27 protein-coding genes are annotated in these 24,215 nt (G+C 65.0%); 11 read left to right on the forward strand and 16 right to left on the reverse strand.

The window, feature by feature from the left end; translation table 11 throughout:
* Positions 1-21: 21 nt before the first annotated feature.
* Positions 22-735 (reverse strand): amidotransferase, encoded by a 714-nt coding sequence (locus ACWKWX_RS07630; RefSeq protein ID WP_416423095.1) that lies wholly within the window; start codon positions 733-735, stop codon positions 22-24.
* A gap of 608 nt (positions 736-1,343) precedes the next feature.
* Here ACWKWX_RS07630 and ACWKWX_RS07635 point away from each other — a divergent pair.
* Entirely contained in the window at positions 1,344-1,760 is a 417-nt protein-coding gene (locus ACWKWX_RS07635; protein ID WP_416423094.1) for a rhodanese-like domain-containing protein, read from the forward strand.
* 126 nt (positions 1,761-1,886) lie between these two features.
* On the opposite strand, the gene ACWKWX_RS07640 is transcribed toward ACWKWX_RS07635, so the two are convergent.
* The 3 genes from ACWKWX_RS07640 to ACWKWX_RS07650 are packed head-to-tail and all read right to left on the reverse strand — an operon-like array spanning position 1,887 to position 5,054.
* A complete protein-coding gene (locus tag ACWKWX_RS07640) occupies positions 1,887-2,684 on the reverse strand; it encodes a transglutaminase family protein (protein ID WP_416423093.1) in 798 nt (265 codons plus the stop codon).
* Positions 2,681-3,631, reverse strand: a complete 951-nt coding sequence (locus ACWKWX_RS07645; RefSeq protein WP_416423092.1) for an alpha-E domain-containing protein — start codon at positions 3,629-3,631, stop codon at positions 2,681-2,683. Before ACWKWX_RS07645 ends, ACWKWX_RS07640 begins: the two co-directional genes overlap by 4 nt.
* 13 nt (positions 3,632-3,644) lie before the next feature.
* Positions 3,645-5,054 carry a circularly permuted type 2 ATP-grasp protein gene (locus ACWKWX_RS07650; RefSeq protein WP_416423091.1) on the reverse strand — a complete coding sequence of 470 codons (1,410 nt, stop codon included), beginning with the start codon at positions 5,052-5,054 and terminating at the stop codon, positions 3,645-3,647.
* Positions 5,055-5,253: 199 nt separating this feature from the next.
* Between ACWKWX_RS07650 and ACWKWX_RS07655 the strand changes: the two genes are divergently transcribed.
* Positions 5,254-5,451, forward strand: a complete 198-nt coding sequence (locus ACWKWX_RS07655) for a hypothetical protein (protein WP_483827402.1) — start codon at positions 5,254-5,256, stop codon at positions 5,449-5,451.
* A 254-nt stretch (positions 5,452-5,705) separates the two neighbouring features.
* On the opposite strand, the gene ACWKWX_RS07660 is transcribed toward ACWKWX_RS07655, so the two are convergent.
* Together ACWKWX_RS07660 and ACWKWX_RS07665 are read right to left on the reverse strand one after the other, a co-directional pair.
* Positions 5,706-6,047: a ribonuclease E inhibitor RraB gene (locus ACWKWX_RS07660; protein WP_416423089.1), complete on the reverse strand. Its 342-nt coding sequence runs from the start codon at positions 6,045-6,047 to the stop codon at positions 5,706-5,708.
* A 223-nt stretch (positions 6,048-6,270) separates the two neighbouring features.
* A complete protein-coding gene (locus ACWKWX_RS07665; RefSeq protein ID WP_416423088.1) occupies positions 6,271-6,507 on the reverse strand; it encodes a hypothetical protein in 237 nt (78 codons plus the stop codon).
* A 178-nt stretch (positions 6,508-6,685) separates the two neighbouring features.
* On the opposite strand from ACWKWX_RS07665, the gene ACWKWX_RS07670 reads away from it, so the two are divergent.
* Positions 6,686-9,643, forward strand: a complete 2,958-nt coding sequence (locus tag ACWKWX_RS07670; RefSeq protein ID WP_483827403.1) for a hypothetical protein — start codon at positions 6,686-6,688, stop codon at positions 9,641-9,643.
* 62 nt (positions 9,644-9,705) lie between these two features.
* Here the strand turns inward: ACWKWX_RS07670 and ACWKWX_RS07675 are convergent, their stop codons facing one another.
* The 4 genes from ACWKWX_RS07675 to ACWKWX_RS07690 form a co-directional block, all read right to left on the reverse strand.
* A complete protein-coding gene (locus tag ACWKWX_RS07675; RefSeq protein WP_416423086.1) occupies positions 9,706-11,784 on the reverse strand; it encodes an LTA synthase family protein in 2,079 nt (692 codons plus the stop codon).
* 172 nt (positions 11,785-11,956) lie between these two features.
* Complete coding sequence (locus ACWKWX_RS07680) at positions 11,957-12,148, reverse strand: PLDc N-terminal domain-containing protein (protein ID WP_416427556.1); 192 nt, start codon at positions 12,146-12,148, stop codon at positions 11,957-11,959.
* A gap of 133 nt (positions 12,149-12,281) precedes the next feature.
* The gene (locus ACWKWX_RS07685; protein WP_416423085.1) at positions 12,282-12,812 is read right to left on the reverse strand and encodes a hypothetical protein; all 531 of its coding nucleotides are present in this window, start codon (positions 12,810-12,812) and stop codon (positions 12,282-12,284) included.
* A gap of 64 nt (positions 12,813-12,876) precedes the next feature.
* The gene (locus ACWKWX_RS07690) at positions 12,877-13,401 is read right to left on the reverse strand and encodes an ankyrin repeat domain-containing protein (protein ID WP_483827404.1); all 525 of its coding nucleotides are present in this window, start codon (positions 13,399-13,401) and stop codon (positions 12,877-12,879) included.
* Positions 13,402-13,741: 340 nt separating this feature from the next.
* On the opposite strand from ACWKWX_RS07690, the gene ACWKWX_RS07695 reads away from it, so the two are divergent.
* The gene (locus ACWKWX_RS07695; protein WP_416423083.1) at positions 13,742-14,020 is read left to right on the forward strand and encodes a DUF3509 domain-containing protein; all 279 of its coding nucleotides are present in this window, start codon (positions 13,742-13,744) and stop codon (positions 14,018-14,020) included.
* Between the two features lie 86 nt (positions 14,021-14,106).
* On the opposite strand, the gene mtnC is transcribed toward ACWKWX_RS07695, so the two are convergent.
* From mtnC to aroC, 5 genes are read right to left on the reverse strand one after another with little or no spacing between them, the layout of a single operon-like run.
* A complete protein-coding gene (mtnC, locus tag ACWKWX_RS07700) occupies positions 14,107-14,781 on the reverse strand; it encodes an acireductone synthase (protein ID WP_483827405.1) in 675 nt (224 codons plus the stop codon).
* Between the two features lie 13 nt (positions 14,782-14,794).
* Positions 14,795-15,340 carry a 1,2-dihydroxy-3-keto-5-methylthiopentene dioxygenase gene (locus ACWKWX_RS07705; protein WP_416423081.1) on the reverse strand — a complete coding sequence of 182 codons (546 nt, stop codon included), beginning with the start codon at positions 15,338-15,340 and terminating at the stop codon, positions 14,795-14,797.
* Positions 15,341-15,358: 18 nt separating this feature from the next.
* The gene (locus ACWKWX_RS07710) at positions 15,359-15,979 is read right to left on the reverse strand and encodes a methylthioribulose 1-phosphate dehydratase (protein ID WP_483827406.1); all 621 of its coding nucleotides are present in this window, start codon (positions 15,977-15,979) and stop codon (positions 15,359-15,361) included.
* Positions 15,976-17,142, reverse strand: a complete 1,167-nt coding sequence (locus ACWKWX_RS07715; protein ID WP_483827407.1) for an MFS transporter — start codon at positions 17,140-17,142, stop codon at positions 15,976-15,978. Before ACWKWX_RS07715 ends, ACWKWX_RS07710 begins: the two co-directional genes overlap by 4 nt.
* On the reverse strand, positions 17,142-18,233 hold the full coding sequence (aroC, locus tag ACWKWX_RS07720; RefSeq protein ID WP_416423078.1) for a chorismate synthase: 1,092 nt from the start codon (positions 18,231-18,233) through the stop codon (positions 17,142-17,144). Before aroC ends, ACWKWX_RS07715 begins: the two co-directional genes overlap by 1 nt.
* Positions 18,234-18,359: 126 nt before the next feature.
* Between aroC and ACWKWX_RS07725 the strand changes: the two genes are divergently transcribed.
* Together ACWKWX_RS07725 and ACWKWX_RS07730 are read left to right on the forward strand one after the other, a co-directional pair.
* Entirely contained in the window at positions 18,360-19,313 is a 954-nt protein-coding gene (locus ACWKWX_RS07725) for an alpha/beta hydrolase (protein ID WP_483827408.1), read from the forward strand.
* Between the two features lie 99 nt (positions 19,314-19,412).
* A complete protein-coding gene (locus tag ACWKWX_RS07730; protein WP_483827409.1) occupies positions 19,413-20,213 on the forward strand; it encodes a hypothetical protein in 801 nt (266 codons plus the stop codon).
* A gap of 156 nt (positions 20,214-20,369) precedes the next feature.
* On the opposite strand, the gene prmB is transcribed toward ACWKWX_RS07730, so the two are convergent.
* Positions 20,370-21,278: a 50S ribosomal protein L3 N(5)-glutamine methyltransferase gene (gene prmB / locus ACWKWX_RS07735; RefSeq protein ID WP_483827410.1), complete on the reverse strand. Its 909-nt coding sequence runs from the start codon at positions 21,276-21,278 to the stop codon at positions 20,370-20,372.
* Between the two features lie 189 nt (positions 21,279-21,467).
* On the opposite strand from prmB, the gene ACWKWX_RS07740 reads away from it, so the two are divergent.
* The 5 genes from ACWKWX_RS07740 (at position 21,468) to ACWKWX_RS07760 (ending at position 24,114) form a co-directional block, all read left to right on the forward strand.
* Complete coding sequence (locus ACWKWX_RS07740) at positions 21,468-22,058, forward strand: cysteine hydrolase family protein (protein WP_416423074.1); 591 nt, start codon at positions 21,468-21,470, stop codon at positions 22,056-22,058.
* 143 nt (positions 22,059-22,201) lie between these two features.
* Entirely contained in the window at positions 22,202-22,522 is a 321-nt protein-coding gene (locus tag ACWKWX_RS07745) for a hypothetical protein (RefSeq protein ID WP_473005731.1), read from the forward strand.
* Between the two features lie 35 nt (positions 22,523-22,557).
* Positions 22,558-23,115, forward strand: a complete 558-nt coding sequence (locus ACWKWX_RS07750; protein WP_416423072.1) for a Smr/MutS family protein — start codon at positions 22,558-22,560, stop codon at positions 23,113-23,115.
* A 71-nt stretch (positions 23,116-23,186) separates the two neighbouring features.
* Entirely contained in the window at positions 23,187-23,732 is a 546-nt protein-coding gene (gene folE / locus ACWKWX_RS07755) for a GTP cyclohydrolase I FolE (protein WP_416423071.1), read from the forward strand.
* 16 nt (positions 23,733-23,748) lie between these two features.
* The gene (locus tag ACWKWX_RS07760) at positions 23,749-24,114 is read left to right on the forward strand and encodes a glutaredoxin family protein (RefSeq protein WP_416423070.1); all 366 of its coding nucleotides are present in this window, start codon (positions 23,749-23,751) and stop codon (positions 24,112-24,114) included.
* Positions 24,115-24,215: the final 101 nt, after the last annotated feature.

Consider the following 24,215-nt stretch of genomic DNA (forward strand, 5'->3'; position numbering starts at 1 on the left):
ACACACAGCGTCACAGCGACGTTAGCGGCCCTGCGCGACGAAGCGCATCATCCATTCGCCTACCAGGGTGCCCTGGTGTTCGCGCGCCAGGCTGGCCACGGCCTTGCCGTGCACTGCTTCACCCAGGCTCTGCACGCGCAGGTCCAGCAGCGCGCGGGAATAGTCATGCATGAACTCCGGGTGGCCCTGGAAGCACAGCACCTGATCACCGATGTGGTAGGCGGCGTTCGGGCAGAACGCGCTGGACGCCACCACGGTGGCGCCTTCGGGCAGCGCGGTGACCTGGTCCTGGTGGCTGATCAGCAGCGCCAGTTCGCTGGCGGGTGGGCTCATCCACTCGGCAGTGGTGTCCACCTGGTAGTCATGCACGCCCACGCCCCAGCCCTGGTTGGCCCGCTCGGCACGGCCGCCCAGCAGCAGCGCCAGCAGTTGGTGGCCGAAGCACACGCCCAGCAGCTTGTCACCGCGCTTGTAGCGCTCCAGCAGGAAAGTCTTGAGTGTCTGGATCCAGGGGTCGGTGCCGAAGGAGTCGGCCTTGCTGCCGGTGACCAGGTAGGCGTCGAACACCTCGCCCTCGGGCGGGTACTCGCCGTTCAGCACGTTATAGATGGAAAACTGCGCGGCAACGGGCTGGCGCGCGAACAGCTGTTCGAACATCCGGCCGTAGCCCTGGTATTGCTCGACCAGCTCAGGCCGCAGGACATCGGTTTCCAGGATGCAGATGCGTAACGACATAGAAAGAATACCCGACACGATTAGAGGCAACAGTGCACGGCGCTGAGACTGCGCGAATCGACGCGGCCTTGCAAGACCATGAAGGCTGATCACCGCGCTTTTTGTACCGTTGGGCGGCGCCTGACGAACGGTGCAAGGCCGACAAAGCTGACTTCAGAGGCAGGCAGCCTCTCTAGCATGGGTATCAAGCAGATGTTCAGGCCACTGCTAGACAAATTGGCGATTATTTATCGAATAAGCCAGACCAAAGCGTTCTAAGCCACAGGCTTCCCGGGCCCTACTGTTAGAAATATCGCTTCAGCTGCCCGAGGCCTTTTCGAGCACGCCAGGCGATCGCGGTAAAGGTGCACGTCTTCGCCCGGCCCAAAGGCCCGCAGTCGGCGCAAAGGAAGAATAACAAGAAGGCAGCCAACCATGTTCAAACACGACAAAGTACGCCAGGCGGGCATTATCGTCGCCATCACCACCCTGCTACTCATCCTCCCCAACCTCACCCGGTTGTTCGGCTGAACACAACCGACCGGTTGCCGAATAAAATTTGCCACCCGTTGCTACCGGGCGCTGCGCATCTGTGCCAATCTTCAGGTTGAATTCCTGGAGATTGGCCCATGCGCAGATGGATTGCCCCCTTTTCCCTTTCACTGCTGATCAGCACCCAGGCCCACGCCTACGTCGACATTGACGAGGCGGTGGACCAGATCGGAAACGGCGTGATGATTCTCGATGTGCGCACCGATGACCAGTATTCCGCTGGCCACATCAATAATGCGCTGCAAGTCGACATGTCGCTGCGCCCACTCTCCTCCAGCGACACCGACGCGCGCGGCCTGGCCTACCAGTTGGGCAAGGCGATCCAGAACAAGGCCCAGGTCGTGGTGCTGTACAGCGACACCGACGCGAACGCCAACAAGGCGGAAGCGGCGCTGAAGAAAGCCGGGTTCCTGGCCATCGTCAACGGCGGCAATTACATGGACTTGAACTCGGCGCTGTTCCGGCTGTGCCAGAAGGACAGTTTCTACTGCTGACGCGGGCGGGATCAGCGGAATGGGCGTAGCCGCTGCCGTAGGCTGCGCTGGGCCTGGACCTCGCTGGAAATTTCCAGTGTACCCAGGGGCCAGCGCAGCCTGACGGCAGCGGCTACGGGGCGCGGGTTACTGCACCTGCACTTGCACCGTCGGCGTCACGTGGACCTTGGCGTGCATCTGTTCGAAGCCACCACCCCGGCGCATGCCGCGCACCGGGCAGGCGTCCAGGTAGTCCAGGCCCACGGCCAGCTTCAGGTGGCGCTCGGGGCGCGCCAGCTGGTTGGTCACGTCGAAACTGTACCAGGCGTCGTCCAGCCAGGCTTCGGCCCAGGCGTGGCTGGCCAGGTGCTCGCTGTCCCCACTGAACAGGTACCCCGACACATAACGCGCCGGCACGCCCAGGCTGCGGGCGCAGGCCAGGAACGCGTGGGTGTGGTCCTGGCACACGCCGGCACGGGCGGCGAAGGCCTGGGCGGCGCTGGTGTCCACCTCGGTGGCGCCGGGGCTGTAGGTGATATGCTGGTTCAGCGCCTGCATCAGGTCGATCAGCGCCGTACGGTCAGTACGCTGCCCGCATTCTTTCGCGGCGAACGTACGTAGCGCCTCGTCGGCCTCGGTCAGGCGGGTAAAGCGGCGGAACGGCAATGGCGACTGCGATTCGTGCTCGGCCTCGCGGGTCTCGTCGATGTCGACCTGGCCGCGGGCGCCGATGATGATGTCGTGGTGCGGCTCGTCCAGGGTCAGTACGTGGAGGATGTTGCCGAACGGGTCGATCTGCGCGCGCACATGGCGTGGCAGGTCCAGCTGCCAGCTGAGCACGTGCTGGCGCTCGCTGTCGTGGGGCGTCAGGCGCAGGTACTGGATGCTGGCGCGCACTTCGTCATCGTAGTGGTAGGCGGTCTCGTGGCTGATGGAGAGTCTCATACTGCCTCCAGGTAGGAACTGTGAATGGCGTTGCCCAACTGTGCCACCAGCGGGATGAATTCGGTGAGCCAGGCATGCAGGCCCTCGTCGAGGATCTCGCCGATGCCGGTGTAGCGCAGGCGCGCGTCCAGCTCGGCGGCCAGGCGCTGGGCCGGGCGGCCGTTGAGGCCGGGCAGCGAGGCCAGGATCTGGTCGATTTCCTCGGTGCAAGCGCGCAGCGAGCGCGGCACGTCGGCGCGCAGCAGCAACATCTCCGCCACGTTGTTGGCCGAGGGCGCGTCGCGGTAGATCTCGGTGTAAGCCTCGAACGACGACAACGCCCGCAGCAGCGCGCTCCACTGGTAGTAACTGCGCGCCGAGCTTTCGTCCACCAGTTCGGCCTCGTCGCCCAGCATCTCGTAGCGCGCGTCCACCAGGCGCAGGGTGTTGTCGGCGCGCTCGATGAAGGTGCCCAGGCGAATGAAGCGGAACGCGTCATTGCGCATGATGGTGCCGTAGGTGGCGCCACGGAACAGGTGCGAACGCTCCTTGATCCACTCGCAGAAGCGGCTCAGGCCGTAGCGCCCCAGGCCCTGCTCGGCGATGCCGCGAATCTCCAGCCAGGTGGCGTTGATGTTTTCCCACATGTCGGCGGTGATGCGCCCACGCACCGCGTGGGCACTGGCGCGGGCGGCGCCCAGGCAGCTGTAGAGGCTGGCCGGGTTGCTGGCGTCCAGGGCGAAGAAGTGCAGCAGGCGCTCGGCGTGCAGCTTGCCGTGGCGCTCCAGGTAGTCGTCGAGGGTGCCGGTGATCAACAGCGGCATGGCCATTTCTTCAAGACCGTCGCCACGGCCATCCTGGGGCATCAGCGACAGCGAATAGCTGACTTCGAGCATGCGCGCCAGGTTCTCCGCGCGCTCCAGGTAACGTGACATCCAATACAGATCAGAGGCAGTTCTACTCAGCATTTGGCAGGCATCCTTAATCCTCGACCACCCAGGTGTCCTTGGTTCCGCCACCCTGTGACGAGTTGACCACCAGCGAGCCCTCGCGCAGCGCCACGCGGGTCAGCCCGCCGGGTACCACACGGGTTTCGCGGCCGGCAAGGACGAACGGGCGCAGGTCGATATGGCGCGGGGCAATGCCGTTCTCGACGAAGGTCGGGCAGGTCGACAACGACAGCGTCGGCTGCGCGATGTAGGCATGGGGCCGCGCCTTGAGGCGGGCACGGAAGTTCTCGATCTCGGCCGCGCTGGCGGCAGGGCCCACCAGCATGCCGTAGCCGCCCGACCCCTGGGTCTCCTTGACCACCAGGTCGGGCAGGTTGGCCAGCACGTGGGACAGTTCCTTGGGGTTGCGACACTGCCACGTCGGCACGTTCTTGAGGATCGGCTCCTCGTCCAGGTAGAAACGGATCATGTCGGTGACGTAGGGGTATACCGACTTGTCGTCCGCCACGCCGGTGCCGATGGCGTTGGCCAGCACCACGTTGCCCGAGCGGTATGCCGCCAGCAGGCCGGGCACGCCCAGCATCGATTCGGGGTTGAACGCCAGCGGGTCGAGGAAGGCATCGTCGAGGCGGCGGTAGATCACGTCCACGGCCTTGGGGCCGTCGGTGGTGCGCATGAACACGCGGTCGTCGCGCACGAACAGGTCGGCGCCCTCCACCAGTTCCACGCCCATCTCGCGGGCCAGGAACGCATGCTCGAAGAACGCACTGTTGAAGCGCCCGGGGGTCAGCACCACCACGCTGGGGTTGTCCAGGTGGCTGGAGCTTTTGAGGGTGTCCAGCAGCATGCTCGGGTAATGGTCGATGGGGGCGATGCGCTGGGCCGCGAACAGCTCGGGGAACAGGCGCATCATCATCTTGCGGTCTTCGAGCATGTAGCTCACGCCGCTGGGCGTGCGCAGGTTGTCTTCCAGCACGTAGTAGCTGCCATCGCCGTCGCGCACCAGGTCGACGCCGGAAATGTGCGAGTAGATGTCACGGTGCAGGTTCAGGCCCTGCATCGCCAGCTGGTACTGCTCGTTGGCCAGCACCTGTTCGGCGGGGATGATGCCGGCCTTGATGATGCGCTGGTCGTGGTACAGGTCGGCCAGGAACATGTTCAGTGCCTTGACCCGCTGGATACAGCCGCGCTCCACCACCCGCCACTCGCTGGCCGGGATACTGCGCGGAATGGTATCGAACGGAATCAGCCGCTCGGTGCCCTGCTCGTCGCCATAGAGCGTGAAAGTGATGCCAGCCCGGTGGAACAGCAGATCGGCTTCCCGGCGCCGTTGGGCCAGGAGCTCTTCGGGGGTGTCGGCCAGCCAGCGCGCGAACTCCCGGTAATGCGGGCGGACCACGCCGCCGGCATCGTACATCTCATCATAAAAGGTGCGGATCATGCCGTACTCCTTGTCACCCGGACACCAAGCCCATCGCAAGGCTCGTGCCAGCGGCAGAAACGCTTAAATAACAACAGGTTGGATAACGCCCGATTCGCGCTCGCACCATTCCTGTGCGTCATTGACCCCAACCCGTCCCCGGACGCTTCATTGCGAAGCGGTAGTTCAAGGCTAATTGCTATGACCAGCATAGACAGAGATGATTTCGGCAACGCTGCGCCAGACAGTTTTTTTAATGAATATTCAATCCCCGCAAATCGTTTTTGATCTTGAAGCTCTTGATCTTGATTTGGCTCTTGATCTTGATCTGGCTTTTGATCTGGCTTTTGATTTTGATCTTGGCCCCGTTAAGCGCCCGGGACGACTGGAGGCGTTGATCAAGCGGGCCGAGGCGTAGCCGAGGGAGACGGAACCGGAGGCGCTTCTATTCCGGGCCGTCGTCCGCTTGATCGACGCCTCCAGTCGGCCCGGGCGCTTTACGGGGCATACAATCAAGATCAAAAGCCAGATCAAAAGCCAAGTCAAAAGCCAAGTCAAAAGCCAGATCAAGATCACAAGCCAGGGCAGCAGCAATAACTGGAGGTATTGTGGATGGCCTGCAAACTAAAACGGCCAGCCCATGGGCCAGCCGTCATGTACTGCGGGGGTCAGTCAAGCCTGCAGGCGCTGCACCTGATGCTTCACACCCCACCCTTCTATCTCGCCGCCCAGCGGTTCGATCACGGCTTCGAAGTCCTGCTCGAACTCGCCAATGCCGCCATAGGTGGCGAACATCACCTTGCTCAACTCCAGGTACCAGGCCCCATCGTCACGTTCGCTGACCTGGGCATTGAGTGACTCGCCCTGGAACTTGCCCGCTGCCGTGCGCGCACGCTTTTCGTCCGGGAACACGGCATAGAACTCGATGGGATGGATGCTGGCAAAATCGAAGCCGCCTTCCTTCATGCGGCGCAGCACGTGGGTGCTGATGTCTTCTTGATAGGCTGTGCTCATGAATCGTCCTCCTCATCATTGATGGATAGACTTTCAGTACTTCCAGGACCTCCGTTGGCAGAAAAACGACTGCAATGGGACTACGCGACTCAAGGGTCACCCGGAAACAAGCATGGAGCTGACAACAAGACGAGGGCACGGCCAAAGGGGGCAGGCCGCTCTCGATTGCAGAGTAGCGCGAAGGCGGCGCCTGTGCCAGAGGGTCAGGCGCACCAATTGCGGATCAGTCGACTGGCGTCACAGAAACGATTTCCATGGCATTCATCTCCTTGAGCGCCTTGGCCGCCGGTTCCGCGGCACGATTATCAAAATCATTGAGGTCGGCCTTTTCCAGCACCGGGCGGTAATAGGCACGTACATGCCTGGCCGCCTCGTCCTTGTCGGGACGTTCCTGCGCATCGACCTGCAGGTTCAACTGCTGGCCATGTTCATCGATAAACGTGATTTGCCACTTTTTCATCTAGATCTCCTCGGCAGAACGGAGTCGACGACACAAGGCTTGCGCCTTACTTCACTTGACCGGCCAGGGCCGGCATCGTTCCGGCCGGGTGCCCGCCAGCGGCAATGATTCATTTAGATAACACCTTGGCGGGCAGACGAACGGGCGAAATGCACCGTTTCCACCCAAGGAGACGGTCATGACCGACACCCTAGCTGCCGTGAAGCACTACGATGACGTGCTCGCCCACTACCACACCCTGCTGGGCGCCCTGGCCCAGGCGCCCACGCCGCTGGCTGTGTTCCAGCGCATGGGGCAGCGCCTTGAGCCTGATGACCCGCGCACGCCGCTGGAAAAACTGCCCAAGGCCTACCCCAGCCGCTACCGCGACTACCGGCGCTCCGAAGGGGGGCAGGCCCACGCCGCCGCAGCCGCCAAGGCGCTGGCTGGCTTCGTGCATGCCCAGGCCCAATTGCTGCACGCCGACGGCCTGCTCGGCAACGACCATTGGCTGATGGCCAAGAGTGTCTACCAATGGCCCGAGCTGGCCGAGCGTACGTGCCACTACGGTCGCGTCACCCGTGCCTACGCCCTGCACCTGGAGACCAGCGACGCGCGCGTGCCGGCCATCGGCAGTTTCGTCCTGGCCCAGGCTGCACATGCACCGCTGGCCAGCCTGGCGCAAGCCGAAGAGGTCGGCCTGTTGCTACTGTTCACCCCCGGTGGAGGCCTGGAGGCCTTCAATGACCTGGCCGGCCTGCGTCAGCGCCTGGCCCGCCTCGACACCCTGCGAGCCGGCGTGCCCACCCGCGACCACAAGCGCCTGGGCCGGGCACCCGAGGCCCCGGTGACCTTCAGCGAGATCACCGGGCACCTGATTGCCCAGTTGCTCGGCCACTGGCATGAAAAGCAACTGGACGACTTCAACTACCACCTGCACCACCGCGACCTCAGCCCGTTGCAGGGCGAGGAATGGGTCATTGGCCTGACCCGTGCCACCGACCTGCATGACGCGCTCAACCCCAGCGGCTTCTTCACCCGCCGCATCGCTGCCCTGCTCCAGGCGGTTGCCCCGCCCTGGCTAGCCAACTCCACTGCCGTTGCTCGCAAAGCCTTGGCAAAGCGCACGCGCACGCTGATCAAATACCACCTGCAGTTCCAGCAATTGATGAACCAGTTGCCCAGCCTCAAGGGCTTCGCCAAGGCCCGCGTAGAAGGCGAACTGCGACGCCGGCTGAAGCGGCGCATCGACGTCGACCATCTGTACATCAGCGAAGCACGGGTGTTGGGGATCATCCCCAATTTATGGAAAGGCCTGCCCTGGCTGATCTACAGCGAGGTGAAGCGTGGCCGCGACGTGGCCCCGATCGTCGACAAGGCCCTGGCCAACATCAGCCCGCTGGACGTGGACTACCGGCTGACCGCGCTGGTGGTGGACCAGCACCGCAACATCGTCCCAGGCCTTGAGGCCGACCTGATCCGCGAGGTGGTGCGCGAGGTGGACGTGGGCGGCAGCTACCCGGCCTTTGTCCGCGGGCAGATCGACAACGCCGCCCAGCTGCAATTTCACGCCGCCTTTGCCCTTCTGCAGCGTGCCCGCCATGCCGTGCAACGCCAGCGCACCCGCATGGGCGCCCCGCCCGACCCCGCCTGGCAGCCGACCCTGCAGGACGGCCTGCTGACCGAAGCCACGCTGGACGCTGGTTTCGAGGCCCAGGTCGATACTCTGATGGCCTCGGCGGACGCAGCGTCCACCAGCGACCGGGAAAGCGACCTGCACGTGGCCGTCACCCTGTGCACCATCGCGGTGTCCGCCGTGGCCATGGCCGTCAACCCGTGGCTGGGCCTCGCCGTCAACGGCCTGCTCAGCGCCCGGGCAGTGGCCGATGGCGTACGGGCCTGGAAGCGTGGCGACCACGAGCAGGCGGTGGATGCAATCGGCGGCGCGCTGGCCGGGCTGGTGCCCGTCGGCCACCTGCCGGGGCCGGCGCACACCCCCGTGGCACTGTTCAGGCGCGGGCCCGAGGCGCTGCAACCCAGGCTGCTGGGCCCTCGTCCAATCGCCGAGGCGCTGCCTGCCCTGGCCGAGGCCAAGGTCGACCTGGCCCACGCCAGCCCCGACAGCGACGGCGTCTACCATCACGCCGGGCGCCACTACATCCGGCACATCGACAGCCCCACCCAGGTGCGCCAGCACGAGGTGGACTACAGCGCCGTGCATGGCAGCTACCGCGCCCTCGACGCCAGGCAACCCGATGCCCTACGCCAGCCCGTCCGGCGCAGCGACTCCATGGCCTGGCGTACCCACGTCGCCACCCTGTGGGCGCCAGAACTGGAGCTGCCGGTGGCCGAGGGACCGCCTGCCGTGTCGCCCGGCCCGGCAGCGGTGCTGCACGCGCACCAATGGGTTGACCCGAACCTGCTGGCGATGGCCGGGCTGATGCCCCAGGACCGGGCCGCGTTCGCCGAGGCCGCGCAGTTGCTGGAGCAAGGCCAGTACCAGTTCAACGAGGAAGAAGTGCTGGCGCCACTACCCGGGCCACCTCCATCTGCCGGGCCCGATGCGCTCTTGACTACAGAGCCGCTGGTGTTGACGCCAGGGCTGTTGAGCACCGACCAGGTGACGGTCTCGCGCTTCGCCCTGCAGGGGTTGCAGCACTGGCCACTCACCCCCGGGCAGATGCATGCCCTGGCCGATGACATCGACAGGCTGCGCACGCTGCGCCAGGCTTCGCTGCGCGGTCAGCGTGACCTGGTGATGCAGCGTCGGGTCAACGCCCGGCTGGCCAGCCGAGCGATGGAGCAACAAGGCTACACGGTGCTGGGTATGCTCGACGTCCGCGGCATCGAGATGCCCCTCTGCAGGCACCCGCACACCCAGACCCTGTACGTCGTTTCTCCCAGAGTTTTGTTCTGGGACACCGACACCTTCGCGTTCACCGGGCTGATGATGGGCTTGAGCGATCGCTCCTGGGCCCACGCGCTCATGCGCTATGTTCCAGAGGGCGACCTGAGCCGCGCGATACGGCGCGCGCACAATGCCCACCGCCTGACGCCCGCCGTGGTAGTGGCAGACGTGGGCCTTGACCTGGCCCACACGCGGGTATATCTGAACCGGCTGGTCATCCAGCGCCCGGGGGGCGCACCCTTCACCTGAAGCGGGGCATAAAAAAACCGATGCCATCGCTGGCATCGGTTTTTTGCAGTGCAGGTATCAGCTTACTTCTTCGAGTCGGTCACGCCAGCGGTGTTGTCCAACAGGCTCTTGGTGGCCGTCTGGATGAACGAGTCGAGCTTGTGCAGCAGGTCGGCCTGGTCGGGCTGATCGGCGATAGGCTCGGCTTTCGGGTCGCTGCCCATCTGGAAGCGGAACATGCGCGGTGGCATGTCCTTGGGCTGAACCAGGATGCGGTCGCCGGTGATGATGGCCACGGTCTGCTCGTTGCCCGAAGGCTTGATCACGCCGAAGCCCTTGTCGCCATCCGGCAGGTTCAGCAGGTCACGGCCCCAGCACTGGTTGCGGGTTTCGCCGCCGACACGGCCCATGATGGTCGGCACGATATCGATCTGGGTGCCCACGGTGTGGTTCACCGCGCCGAACTTCTGCTGCAGGCCTTCGCCGATCATCAGCATGGGCACGTTGAAGCGGCCCAGGTCCATCTCGGTGATCTGCTGTTCGTTGCCGAAGCCATGGTCACCCACCACGATGAACAGGGTGTCCTTGTAGTACGGCTCCTTCTTGGCTTTCTCGAAGAACTGACCCAGGGCCCAGTCGGAGTAGCGCATGGCCGTGAGGTGCTGGTTCAGCGGGCCACGGTCGGTGACCTGGGGTACCGGCAGCGGCGACGGGATGGCGTACGGGGTGTGGTTGGACAGGGTTTGCAGCAAGGCATAGAACGGCTTGCCGGCCTTGTCGCGCTTGGCCAGTTCCTGGGCGCCACGGTCGAACATGTCCTGGTCGGACACGCCCCAGGTGGGGTCGGAGAATACCGGGTTGACGAAGTCGTTGCGGCCGATGAAGGTGGTCATGCCCTGGTTGGCGAAGAAGCCGGACTGGTTGTCCCAGGCGAAGTCACCGTTGTACACGTACACGTCATCGTAGTTGCGCGCGCTGAGCAGCTCCGGCAGGCCCGACAGCTTGTGCGCGCCTTCCGGGGTCTGCATCAGGTATTCGAAACCTGGCAGGTTGGGGAAGCAGCCCATGGTGGCGAACATGCCCTGGTGGGTATGGGTGCCGTTGGAGAAGAAGTGGTCGAACAGCACGCCTTCCTTCGCCAGCTTGTCGAAGTACGGGGTGATGTTGCCGGGTGCACCCAGGGCGCCCACCGAGTGACCGGCGAAGCTTTCCATCAGGATGACCACGACGTTCTTGTAGCCCATGACGTTCTGCGCCGGCGGCGTGAAGTCACGGCGCACCGCGGCGGTGTCGGCGTCCACCAGCTTGTCGTTGGCGGTCAGCAGCATGTTGCGCACGGTCTGCTGGGCGTCATCCTGGGGGATGGTGGCCTTCCAGATGTTGTCGCGCTCGTCGGAGAAGCTGCTTTTCGCCGCGCCGATCAGGCTCAGGGTGCCGTTGAGGCCCAGCTGGTTGGCGAAGTTGGAGTCGGTGGTGTAGGCATCACCCCAACGCAGCGGCGGGCCCTGGCGCAGGGTGCCACGGGCGGCGACCACGGCCACGGCCAGCAGCACCACGAACACGGCCAGGCGGCCATACCAGGGCGCCACCGGGCGGCGGCCGCTGGCCACGTAGTCAACGCGCGGGCGGGTCAGGCGGTCGATGCCCTTGAACACCAGGCTCAGCAGCCAGGTCACCAGGGCCCAGGCCAGCAGGTAGCGCACCACCGGGTAGCCGTACCAGAGCATGCTCAGCACGGTCTTGGGGTCTTCCTTCACGTACTGGAACACCAGGCCGTTGAGGCGCTGGTGGAACTCGCGGAAGAAGTCCAGTTCCATCAGGCCCAGGAACATCATCACGCTGGAGGTGATGGTCAGCCAGAAACGCCACAGGCCGCGGCGAGCCATCAGCCATGGCACCAGCGTGGCGATCATCAGCGGCACCAGGGTGTACACCACCAGGCGCACGTCGAAGCGCAGGCCGTTGCCGAAAGCCTCGACGAAGGTTGCGGCCGGGGTGTCGAGGATCATTTCACGGTTGTAGATCAGCAGCGCCAGGCGCAGCAGGCTGAGCAGCACCATGATGGCCAGGCCGCTGAGCAACGTGTAGGCAAGGTGGGATTTGACGGTCGGCTGCCGGCGTTTGTACGCCTGCGCCGGACCCAGGGCGTCCGTGTTGGCCATGTCGATAGAAAATCCGTGGATGGTTTATTGGAATCGTGAAACACGAGGCGGCAAATGGTGCATCAAGATGGCAGGCGATGCACTGCATAATTTTGCCAGGCGCAACGTCATATCTTTGTGAAAGGCCTGTAGAGCGGGGGGCAAGGCTGCCCCCCACACACCGCGTAACAATTCAGAGCCGCACATTGCCCCGTGGGCCGGCGATGGCCCAGATGATCAGGCCCAGCACCGGCAACAGCAGGATCAGCAGCACCCAGATGATTTTCATCCCGACTTCGGCGCTGCTTTTCAGCACATTGATGATGGCCCAGATATCCAGGGCCAGAATGATCAGGCCGACCAGGCCGTTGAAGGTGGAACCCATGGGGAAGTGCTCCGAGAAAGGGATTCCCCCTTCAGCGTAGCCCACCACGTTGTAGCAGCGGCCGCAGGCCGCGTCCGGGAGCGCCGCAATGGGTGCCTGGAACACGGACGCAGCCTTCGGCAGCTGCTACGGGTTAGATGTGCACGGCTATTTTCAGGGCTTCCAGGGAGGCGGCGGCGGCGATGTTCATTGCGGCGCACAGCTCCAGCACGCGCTCCACGTCCTTGCCGAACACCAGCACGCACTGCAGCTCGTCATCCAGCGGTTGGCTGAAGTCGACCAGGGTGTAGCCGCCGTCTTCCTTGGCCAGGCTGCTCATCTGCACCTGGATGCGGTTGAGCGCGGTCAGCGGCTCGACCTTGGCCAGTTGCTTGGCCTTGAAGTTGAACGCCACGCCCGGGCCGAACGAGTCGGTGATCTGCTGGAACAGGTCCTGGTAGGTGTCGGCCTGGAACAGCACGGTGTCGGGCAGGCTGCCGACCACCACCCACTCGCCCAGGGCGATGGGGAAGCTGTCGTCGTAGTTGATGTCCGGGTTGGCCGCCAGGAACGCCTGTGGGTCGGCGTAGGCCTGGGCGGCTTCGTCGGCGATGCGCGCGATGTCGGTGTCCGCCAGGCAGCCCGAGCTGATCTTGGTGATGAGTTCAATCAGTTGGTCTTTCATGGGGGCAGCCTGCAGCGGACGAAAAAAGGGCGCAAAGCATAGCCGCATTCGCGCCCCGAGGGTATCAGGCCGTGAGCCTGGCCAGCTGCGCGGCGGTGTCCTGGGCACCCATGGTCTGGGCCGCAGCCAGGGCGGTGGCGCCGTTGGCGTCGCGGGCATGAGGGTCGGCGCCCTGGGCCAGCAGGTAGTCGACGATGGCGGTGCGGTTGAACATGGCCGCCATCATCAGCGCGGTGCGGCCATCGCCGCCGGCGCCTTCGACGCTGGCGCCGCCCTCGATTAACAGCCGCACCACCGCCAGGTCGCCCTTGAACGCGGCACCGGCCACCGGGCTCTGGTTGTTGTCGTTACGCAGCTCGGGGTCGGCGCCGTGGGCCAGCAGCACGCGCACGGCGTCCTGATGGCCGTGGTAGGCGGCCAGCATCAGCAGGGTGTCGCCCTTATGGTTGCGCAGGTTTACCGGCAGGCCCTTGTCCAGCAGGCGGCCCAGCATGTCGGCGTCGCCGCTGCGGGCCACGTCGAACACTTGCGCGGCGAATTCGGCGGCTTCATCCGGGGTCATCTGGCGGGCGGGTTGGGCGTCGGTCATGGTGGGCTCTCCTGGCTGGCTAATGCTGTTCAGTGTCCGGGGGCGGCGACAGGTGGTCAACAGAACCTGCCTATGGCGGCGGACAAGGGAATTAATTGGCAATACGTTGTCATAGACCATAGGGATGGCTGAAAAGTCGCCCCACCCTCCCCCGGGTTTGTCCGAACCCGTCGCGCAAAATGCCGTGCAACAAATGACCAGTCATGCATTTTGCACGGATCTGAAATTCACGATTTTCCTGAAGTGCCCGGTTTCATTGGGTCTCGCCCTGATGGCAAAGCTGGCACGGGCTCTGCACTCCTTACTCACAGGTTTGCCAACCAAAGAGCCAGGAGCTGACATGAACTTCATTCAAGAAAAATTCGCTTCCGTATTCGCAGGCTATGAAGTCACCACCCAGCCGCGCCCCGATGGCGCCGTGTTGCTGACCCTGCGTGACAGCGAAGGCAAAGTGACCCGCCGGTCGATCTCGTACCAGCAACTGCACACCGCCGAGCAACTGACCTGGGTGATCAGTGCCATTCGCCGTGACCTGGCAGGTGCCGCCAGCGAGCTGCCGGCGATCAACATGCTGCAGAGCCAGAACCGCTTCGCGCTGCCGACCTATCATTCGGCTTGAGCGCGCGTTGACCCCATCGCGGCCAAGGCCGGCTCCTACGCGTTCCGTGGTAGGAGCCGGCCTTGGCCGCGATGCAGGCGACGCGGTTAAGGAATGATCCCAGCGAATGTTTCGACGCAGCAGTGATCGCCGAGTTCCCCACCCTCTCTCACCAACCCCACGGTCTGCATTCCCGCCGCCCGCGCTGCATCCAACTCCTCGACCACGTCCGACAGGAACAGCACCTGCCCCGCCGCCACGCCCATGGCCGCGCTGATGGTGCGGTATGACTGCGCCTCGCGCTTGCCGCCCGAGGTGGTGTCGAAGTAGCCATTGAACAACGGCGTCAGGTCTCCCGCCTGGGAGCAGCCGAAAATCAGCTTTTGCGCCTGCACCGAGCCCGACGAATACACGTACAACGGCAAGCCCTGGGCGTGCCAGCGGGTCAGTGCTTCCACGGCGTCCGGGTACACGTGGCCCTTGAGCAGCCCGGCGTTATAGCCCTGGGCCCAGACCATCCCCTGCAACGCCTTGAGCGGCGTGGCCTTGCGGTCTTCGGCCAGCCACCCCAGCAGGATGGCGATCACCCGTTCCACATCGGCACCCGGCTCGCCGCTGGCCTGGCGCACGGCGTCCAGCTGCGCAGCCACGGCAGGCTCGGCGGCGTGGGCACGCACGTAACCGGGCAGGTGTTGGGCGGCGAAGGGAAACAGCACATCGAAGACGAAGCTCACCGCGCTGGTGGTGCCTTCGATGTCGGTGAGGATGGCAGTGATGGGCATGCGAGCTCCGGGGTCAGTCGTCGAGGCGCGGGAACAGGCTGGCGATCTGCTCGCCGGTGAACTTCGCCACCCAGCCTTCGGCGTTGTTGAACAGGCGGATGGCAACGAAATGCGGCTGCTCGCCCATGTCGAACCAGTGCGGCGTGCCGGCCGGCACCGAGATCAGGTCGTTCTTCTCGCACAGCACGGCGTACACGTAGTCGTCGATGTGCAGGGTGAACAGGCCACGCCCGGCGACGAAGAAGCGCACTTCGTCCTCGCCATGCACGTGCTCGTCGAGGAACTTGGCGCGCAACTGCTCCTTCTGCGGGTGGTCGCGGTCCAGGCTGATGACGTCCACGGTCTGGTAGCCGCATTCAGTCATCAGCTGGTCGATCTGCCCGCGGTAGGCGTCGATCACCTGCTCCTGGCTGGCGCCGGGCTGGATCGGCGCGTTGGCCTGCCAGCGCTCGAAGCGCACGCCTTGCTCGGCCAGGGTGGCGCTGATGTCCTCGGCGTGGGTCAGGACCTTGTTGGGGATGCCAGGGGTGGAAACGTGGTACACGGTCAGGCTGCTCATCAGGGGCAACTCCTTTTTCTAGCGACCGGTGACCGATCGCACTTTCAATTCACACTCGAACAAAAACTCGAAGGCCTCGACCTGGCGCAGCGCGTCGCTCATGGCCGCGCCCCAGGTGTACAGGCCGTGGCCGCGAATCAGGTAGCCCACGCACTCGGGGTGGGCGTCCAGCCAGGGCTGCACCTGGCTGGCCAGGCGGGCGATGTCCTGGTCGTTGTCGAAAATCGGCACGCGCACGCAGGACTGGTGGCTGGTCACGCCGCTGAAGGCCTTCTGCAGCTCATAGCCTTCAAACGCCAGGAAGGTGCCCGGGGTGAGCCGTGACAACACCGTGGCATTCACCGAATGAGTGTGCAACACCGCGCCGATTTGCGCTTGCCAGGCGTACAGCTGGGTGTGCAACAGGGTCTCTGCCGAGGGTTTCTTGCCCGGCTCCAGGCTGTTGCCGGCCATGTCGGTGGCCAGCACATCGTCTGGCCCCAACTGGCCCTTGTGCTTGCCGGAGACGGTCAGCAGGGCCTGGTCGGTGCCCAGCCGGGCGGAATAGTTGCTGCTGGTGGCCGGGGACCAGCCACGCTCGTACAGCAGGCGTCCTGCCTCGATGATCTGCTGGGCCAGGGTGTCGCGTTCAACGCTCATGCAGCCTCCTCCTTGAGCCGTGTGGCAATGATGACTGCCGCGGCCAGCGCGGCGAGGCTGGCCAGCGCAAAGGTCGTCGCCGGCCCCAGGCTGTTCCAGCTGTAGCCCGAATACAGCGCACCCAGGGCGCCGCCGGTGCCGGCCAGGGCGGCGTACAACGCCTGGCCCTGGCCCTGCTGGCGGCCACCGAAGGTGCGCTGGACAAAATGAATGCAAGCCGCATGGAAGCTGCCGAAGGTGGCCGCGTGCATCACCTGGGCCAGCACCAGCAGGCCCAGGTGGTCGGCAAAACTGCCCAGCAACAGCCAGCGCAGCGCGGCCAGCAGGAAACTGGCGGCCAGCACCTGGCGCACCGAATAGCGCCCCAGGATGCGGCTCATGGCCAGGAACATCAACACCTCGGCCACCACCCCCACCGCCCACAGCACGCCGATCACCCCACGGCTGTAGCCCAGGTGTTCCAGGTGCAGGCTGAGGAAGGTGTAATACGGCCCGTGGCTGACCTGCATCAGCGCCACGCATACATAGAAGGCCAGCACGCCGGGGCGCAGCAGCTGGCTGAGAAAGCCCTCCCCCGCCGGCCGCCGCGGGTCCACCTGGGGCTGGATGTTCGGCACCCAGAAGCTGGCGGCGACAATGCCGGCCATGATCACCACCAGCGCATACGGATAGGCGTCCAGGCTCCACCACTCGTACAGGCGGCCCATGCCGACCACGGTGAGGATGAAGCCGATCGAGCCCCACAGCCGTACCTGGCTGTAGCGCGCCGGCTGGGCGTGCAGGTGCGCCAGGGTGATGGTCTCGAACTGCGGCAGCACCGCGTGCCAGAAAAAGGCGTGCAGGGCCATGACCATGGCCAGCCAGGCGTAGGTCTTGCTGACGAAGATCAGCGAGAAACAGCCCAGGGTGCAGAGGGCGCCAAAGCGCACGATGGCCAGGCGCTGGCCTGTGTGGTCACCCAGCCAGCCCCACAGGTTGGGGGCGATGCAGCGCATCAGCATGGGAATGGCCACCAGCTCGCCGATGCGCGCGCTGGCGAAGCCCAGGTGGTCGAAGTACATCGCCAGGAAGGGCGCGGTGGCGCCCAGCAAGGCAAAATAGAACAGGTAGAACCCCGAGAGCCGCCAGTAGGGAACCCCGGCAGCCCCGGGGGCCAGGGTCATTACAGCTGGCCCAGCACCGGGGTGGTGACGCGCACGTCGGCGTTCTGGCCGCGGTTGCGCAGCAGGTGGTCCATCAGCACGATGGCCATCATAGCCTCGGCAATCGGCGTGGCGCGGATGCCCACGCACGGGTCGTGGCGGCCCTTGGTGATGACTTCCACCGGGTTGCCGTGCACGTCGATGGAACGGCCCGGGGTGGTGATACTGGAAGTTGGCTTAAGCGCCAGGTGGGCGACGATCGGCTGGCCCGAGGAGATGCCACCCAGGATGCCGCCAGCGTTGTTGCTGAGGAAGCCTTCGGGGGTCATCTCGTCGCGGTGCTCGGTGCCGCGCTGGGACACGCAGGCGAAGCCGGCGCCGATTTCCACGCCCTTCACGGCGTTGATGCTCATCAGCGCGTGGGCCAGTTCGGCGTCCAGGCGGTCGAAGATCGGCTCGCCCAGGCCCGGCTTGACGCCTTCGGCGACCACGGTGATTTTCGCACCCACCGAATCCTGGTCACGGCGCAGCTGGTCCATGTAGGCCTCCAGCTCCGGCACTTTGTCGGGGTCGGGGCTGAAGAAGGCGTTCTCTTCCACGCTGTCCCAGGTCTTGAACGGGATCTCGATGGGGCCCAGCTGGCTCATGTAGCCGCGAATGACGATGCCCTGGGTGGCCAGGTATTTCTTCGCGATGGCGCCGGCGGCCACGCGCATGGCGGTCTCGCGCGCCGAGCTGCGGCCACCGCCACGGTAGTCGCGTTCACCGAACTTGTGGTGCAGGGTGTAGTCGGCATGGGCCGGGCGGAACAGGTCCTTGATCGCCGAGTAGTCCTTGGACTTCTGGTCGGTGTTGCGAATCAGCAGGCCGATGGCGCAGCCGGTGGTGCGGCCCTCGAACACGCCGGACAGGATTTCGACCTCGTCGGGCTCCTGGCGCTGGGTGGTGTGGCGGCTGGTGCCCGGCTTGCGCCGGTCAAGGTCACGCTGCAGGTCTTGCTGGGACAGCTCCATGCCCGGTGGGCAGCCATCGACAATGGCGACCAACGCCGGGCCATGGCTCTCGCCAGCGGTGGTGACAGTGAACAGCTTGCCGTAGGTATTGCCGGACATGCAGGACGCTCCGCGAAATCAGATCAGACGGGCAGTATACGCACGCTAGTGACCTGATTCATCCCTGGATGTGCGAACCTTCGCCCTTGGTATAAGTCCAATTGCCACCTTCCGGATACTGGCTTGATGATGTTACGTATTGTTGCGCTGCTGATTTGCTTCGTCTCCCCCCTGCTGCAGGCCGCCCCCGTGATTGCCCAGCGCCCCATCGACCTGGACACCGGCAGCGGCGTGCTGCACGGCTCGCTGCTGCTGCCCATGGCCGATAAACCAGTGCCGGTGGTGCTGATGATCTCCGGCTCCGGCCCCACCGACCGCGACGGCAACAACCCCCAGGGCGGGCGCAACGACAGCCTGCGCAAGCTGGCGCTGCTGCTGGCCAACCACGGCATCGCCAGCGTGCGCTACGACAAGCGCGGCGTGGCCAGCGGCCAGCCGCTGGCGCCGGACGAACGCACCCTGAGTGTGGAAGGCTACGTCGCCGACGCCCAGGCCTGGGCCCGGCAGCTCAAGGCCGACCCGCACTACGGCCCGCTGATTCTGCTGGGCCACAGCGAAGGCGCGCTGATCGCCGCCCTGGCCGCGCCCCAGGCCGGCGCCGACGCAGTGGTGTCCGTGGCCGGCAGCGGCCGCCCGCTGGACCAGGTGATTCGCGAGCAGCTCAAGGGCCGCCTGCCCCCCGACCTGGAACAGCGCGCCGGGCAGTTGCTGGACCGCCTCAAGGCCGGCCAGTACGACGCGGATGTACCTGCGCCCTTACAAGTGGTGTTCCGCCCCAGCGTGCAGCCCTACCTGGTGTCGCTGCTGCGCCAGGACCCGGCCGCCGCCTTCGCCCGCCTGACGGTGCCGGCGCTGATCATCCAGGGCCGCAACGACATCCAGGTCGGCGTCGCCGACGCCCAGGCACTCAAGGCCGCCCAGCCCAAGGCCAGGTTGGTGCTGATCGACGGCATGAACCACGTGCTGCGCATCGTGCCCAACGACCTCAAGGCCCAGGTGGCGTCCTACAACGACCGCAACCTGCCGCTGGCCGATGAACTGGGGCGCAACCTGGTGGCGTTTATCCAATCGGTGCATTGATCGCGCAAATAGCACGCAAGTATCGGCAAAGCCTGCCGATACGCCGATGCAGGTATCCACTTTGATACCCGCAGCGCTGCGCGAAAGAGGATCGCCGAGATGACCGATACGCAAACCCCAGAGTCACCCGAAGTGGCTGTCGAACCTGAACAGGCCCCCGCACCGGTGGAATTGCCGTGGGCGGACGTACTGCCTGAACACTTCAAGATGCTGCGTCTGGTGCCCCTGCCGGTGGACCGCGCCACCGGTGCGCGGCCGTTGCGCTTCGTGCAGTTCGGCCGCGCCGAGCGCCACAGCAAGGACTACAGCCTGTTGCGCATGGACATCCAGCTGCCGGGCCAGAAGGTGCGCAAGGACCAGAACCGCCTGGAAGTATGGGCCAACCACCAGGCCCGCACCGTCAGCTTCGGCCCCGAGTCCGGCCTGTTCATGGAACCGCTGAACCGCGGCCTGGGGCGTTTCCTGATTGCCCAGGGGGTGATCTGGGCCCAGCGCAAATGGGCGCACTACCGGGTCGAGGGCGCCGCGCTGGCGAGCAAGGACGCCCTCAACGAAGACACCCGCCTGCGCCGCGACCACGTGCTGAAAAGCCATGGCCTGACCGTCAGCTATGCCGACGCCCAGCACCTCAAGGCCAGCTACGAGGGCGTGCAGGTGGGCGAATTGATTGCCACCTGGAACGGCGACAAGGTGCAGGTGGTGGAGATTCTCGACGCCGCCAACATGCTGCAGTTGGCAGAGCAGAACCTGCAGGAACTGGAAGTGAAGTTGCGCCAGCAGGAAGAAAAGGTCAGCAAGTTCAAGCGCGAGGACGCGGGCTTGCGCTTCACCATCACCTGCCTGGTGGCGTTCGCGGTGTTCCAGGCGGGGCTGTTGATCTGGATCGCCACCCACCGCTGATGGCGGTGCCAGGGACGCGGCCTGGCGGCGGATGGCCGCCCCGCCGCTGCTACATCCTGTGGGAGCTGGCTTGCCAGCGAGTTGTTGGGGCCATAAAAGCTCGCTGGCAAGCCAGCTCCCACAAGACAGTTGCGGCTACGGGATGCCGGCGGCGCTTTACGCGCGCGAAGCGAACAGCGCCTGGTGCTCGCGGCACTGCGCCGCGCTGAGCATGAACACGCCATGGCCGCCGCGCTGGAATTCCAGCCAGTGGAAGTCCACCTCCGGGTACAGGGCTTCGACGTGCACCTGGCTGTTGCCCACTTCCACGATCAGCAGGCCCTTCTCGGTCAGGTGGTTGGCCGCTTCGGCCAGCATGCGCCGCACCAGGTTCAGGCCATCGTCGCCGCAGGCCAGGCCCAGTTCCGGCTCGTGCTGGTATTCGTCGGGCATGTCGGCGAAATCTTCGGCGTCCACGTAGGGCGGGTTCGACACGATCAGGTCGAAGCGCTGGCCCGGCAGGCCGTCGAAGCCGTCGCCCTGCACGGTGTACACGCGGTCTTCCACGCCATGGCGCTCGATGTTCTGGTTCGCCACCTCGAGGGCCTCGAACGACAGGTCGCCCAGCGCTACTTCGGCGTTGGGGAACACGTCGGCGCAGGCGATGCCGATGCAACCCGAGCCGGTGCACAGGTCGAGGATGCGCGCCGGCGGGTTGGCCAACCAGGGGCTGAAGCCGTCCTCGATCAGCTCGCCGATGGGCGAACGCGGAATCAGCACGCGCTCGTCGACGATGAACGACATGCCGCAGAACCACGCCTCGTTGAGCAGGTACGGCACCGGCACACGGTCTTCGATGCGGCGCTTGAGCAACCCCTGGATGTGCACGATCTCGTCTTCTTCCAGGGCGCAGTCCAGGTAGCTGTCGGCGATCTGGTAAGGCAGGTGCACGGCACCCAGCACCAGCAGCCGGGCTTCGTCCCAGGCGTTGTCGGTGCCGTGGCCAAAGTACAGGTCTTCCCCGTGGAAACGGCTGACAGCCCAACGGATGTGGTCGCGCAGGGTGCGCAGGCGGGAAGTGATCACGGCAGACTCCTTTGAATACAGCCGCGCATTCTACCAGTGAAGCCCGGCCCGTGGGGCCCCTGCTGGCATTTTGCAGCAGCGCGGCACCCGACTACCGCCCCGAATCTGCACCGCAAGTGCGCGTAGCGATTCACAGAAAGGCTCCAGCAGTGGAGAATGTGGCAAAAGCCCTATCCAAAGGAGCCCCCGATGTCCGATACAAAGACGATGTTCCAATTGACTGGCCGCGGCCATCCCCCTGCCGATCTCAGCCGCGCCAGCCTTGTGATCATCGACGCCCAGCGTGAATACCTGAAGGGCCCCCTGGCCCTGGTAGGCATTGACGAAGCGGTGGCCAACATTGCCCGCCTGCTCAAGGCGGCGCGCGCTGCCCACCGCCCCATCGTGCACGTGCGCCACCTGGGCACCGTGGGCGGCCTGTTCGACCCCCAGGGCGACCGCGGCAAGTTCATCCCCGGCCTTGAGCCACTGGGTGACGAGCCGATCATCGAAAAGAACATGCCCAACGCGTTCAACAACACCGCCTTGCACCAGACCCTGCAGGAAAAAGGCCCGATCGACCTGATCGTCTGCGGTTTCATGACCCATTCCAGCATCAGCACCACCGTGCGCGCGGCCAAGGACTACGGCTACCGCAGCACCCTGGTGGAAGATGCCTGCGCCACCCGCGACCTGCCCTTCAAGGACGGCGTGGTACCGGCAGCCACCGTGAAGCAGGTGGGCATGGCCACCATGAATGACAACTTCGCCTGCGTGGCCCAGACCGACGAACTGGTCTGACCCCACCGGCAGTGCATGACCCGGCGGCCGCGCGACGTGGCCGCCCATCCGATAAAAGCGTTCATTTTTCCTAATTGCCCCCCGTGTCGGAACCCCGACGCCGCTGGCGAGTCGAAGGCCGGATATTCACTGAGGAAATCGGAATGAAGTTATCCGATGGTTTTGACGCTCGCCGCCTTCGCCCACGCGGCCAACGTAACTGGGGAACACGCCTGGGCCAGGCCTTCGCCGCGCTGCTGGCAGCCCTTGGGGTGCTGCTGGCCATGGCCGGCGCCGCCAGCCTTCTGGGCCACCCCCCGGCCCTGGGCGACCTGAACGCCAGCAAGACCGGCGCCGCCCTGCTGGTGGTGTTCGGCCTGCTGATTCTGTACCTGGGCGTGGGCCTGTGGCGCCGCTGCCGTCGTCGTCGCCATCGCAACCGCGAATTGAACCTGGCGCCGCACCTGATGAAAAAACACGACTGAGTCGCGTAAACTAGGCCTTCCTGGTGGAGGCTGACATGCAAGACGATGATTTTTCCCTGTTTACAAGCGAAATGCGCGGCGTAAAGCCGATCAAGCATGACCGCGCCGACACGGGCAAACCCAAGACCGACCGCAAGAACCTGGCCACCCTGCGCCAGGCCGCGACCGTGCGCCAGGACGCCACCACCGTCGATGGCCTGAGCGACCAGTTCGTCATCGACGTGGGCCCCGAGGACGACCTGCACTGGGCCCGCGACGGCGTGCAGGAAAGCCAGATGCGCAAGCTCAAGGTCGGCCAGATCCCGTTCGAGGGCAGCCTGGACCTGCACGGCATGAGCGTGGAAAAGGCCCGGGAAACCCTCTGGGCCTTCCTGGCCGAGGCGGTGAAGTTCGAAATCCGCTGCGTGCGCGTCACCCACGGCAAGGCCGTGCGCCTGGACGGCAAGCGCCCCATGATCAAGAGCCACGTCAACACCTGGCTGCGACAACATGCCCAGGTGCTGGGCTTCACGTCCTGCCAACCGCGCCACGGCGGCGCTGGCGCGGTGTACGTGATGCTCAAGCGCACCATGCTTGAAGGGCGCGACGAATAACCTCGCGCTTGCAGCGACGCGGCCAGCGCCGTACCCTTCGCGTTTGCGAAAATTCCCACAGGTTTAGATCCATGTCCCTGGAACAGCACTACACCGCGATTCTCGGCAAACTCGGCGAGGACGTATCCCGCGAGGGCCTGCTCGACACGCCGAAGCGTGCCGCCAAAGCCATGCAGTACCTTTGCCGCGGTTATGAACAAACCCTGGAAGACGTCACCAACGGTGCGCTCTTCAGCTCCGACAACAGCGAGATGGTGCTGGTCAAGGACATCGAGCTGTACTCGCTGTGCGAACACCACCTGCTGCCGTTCATCGGCAAGGCCCACGTGGCCTACATCCCGAGCGGCAAGGTGCTGGGCCTGTCCAAGGTCGCGCGCATCGTCGACATGTACGCCCGCCGCCTGCAGATCCAGGAAAACCTCAGCCGCCAGATCGCCGACGCGATCCAGCAGGTCACCGGTGCCTTGGGCGTTGCCGTGGTCATCGAGGCCAAGCACATGTGCATGATGATGCGCGGCGTGGAAAAGCAGAATTCGTCGATGATCACCTCGGTGATGCTGGGCGAGTTCCGCGAAAACGCCGCTACTCGCAGCGAATTCCTCAGCCTGATCAAGTGATCCCAAGGGTACCGACATGTTGATGAAAGCATTGCGCGTGGGGCTGGGCCAGCTGATCGTGATTGGCGACCTGCTGACCCGCGGCCCCAAGCAGAAACGCAGCGCCCAGGCCCAGGCCGACGTGGAGCAGCAAGCCAAGGGCCTGAGCCTCTACCAGTTCCACGCCTGCCCGTTCTGCGTCAAGACCCGCCGCGCCCTGCACAAGCTCAACGTGCCGGTGGCCCTGCGCGACGCGAAGCATGACGAGCAGCACCGCCAGGCGCTGCTGGCCGAGGGTGGCCGTATCAAGGTGCCGTGCCTGCGCATCGAAGAGCACGGGCAGACCACCTGGATGTACGAATCCAAGGCGATCATCGCGTACCTGCAGCAGCGGTTTGCTTAAGCGAGATACAACAAACCCGTAGCCGCTGCCGATAGGCTGCGCTGGCCCCTGATTACACCGAGGATCTTCGGCGAGGATCAGGGCCAGCGCAGCCTGCGGCA

It is taken from the genome of Pseudomonas imperatae (genome assembly GCF_057128625.1).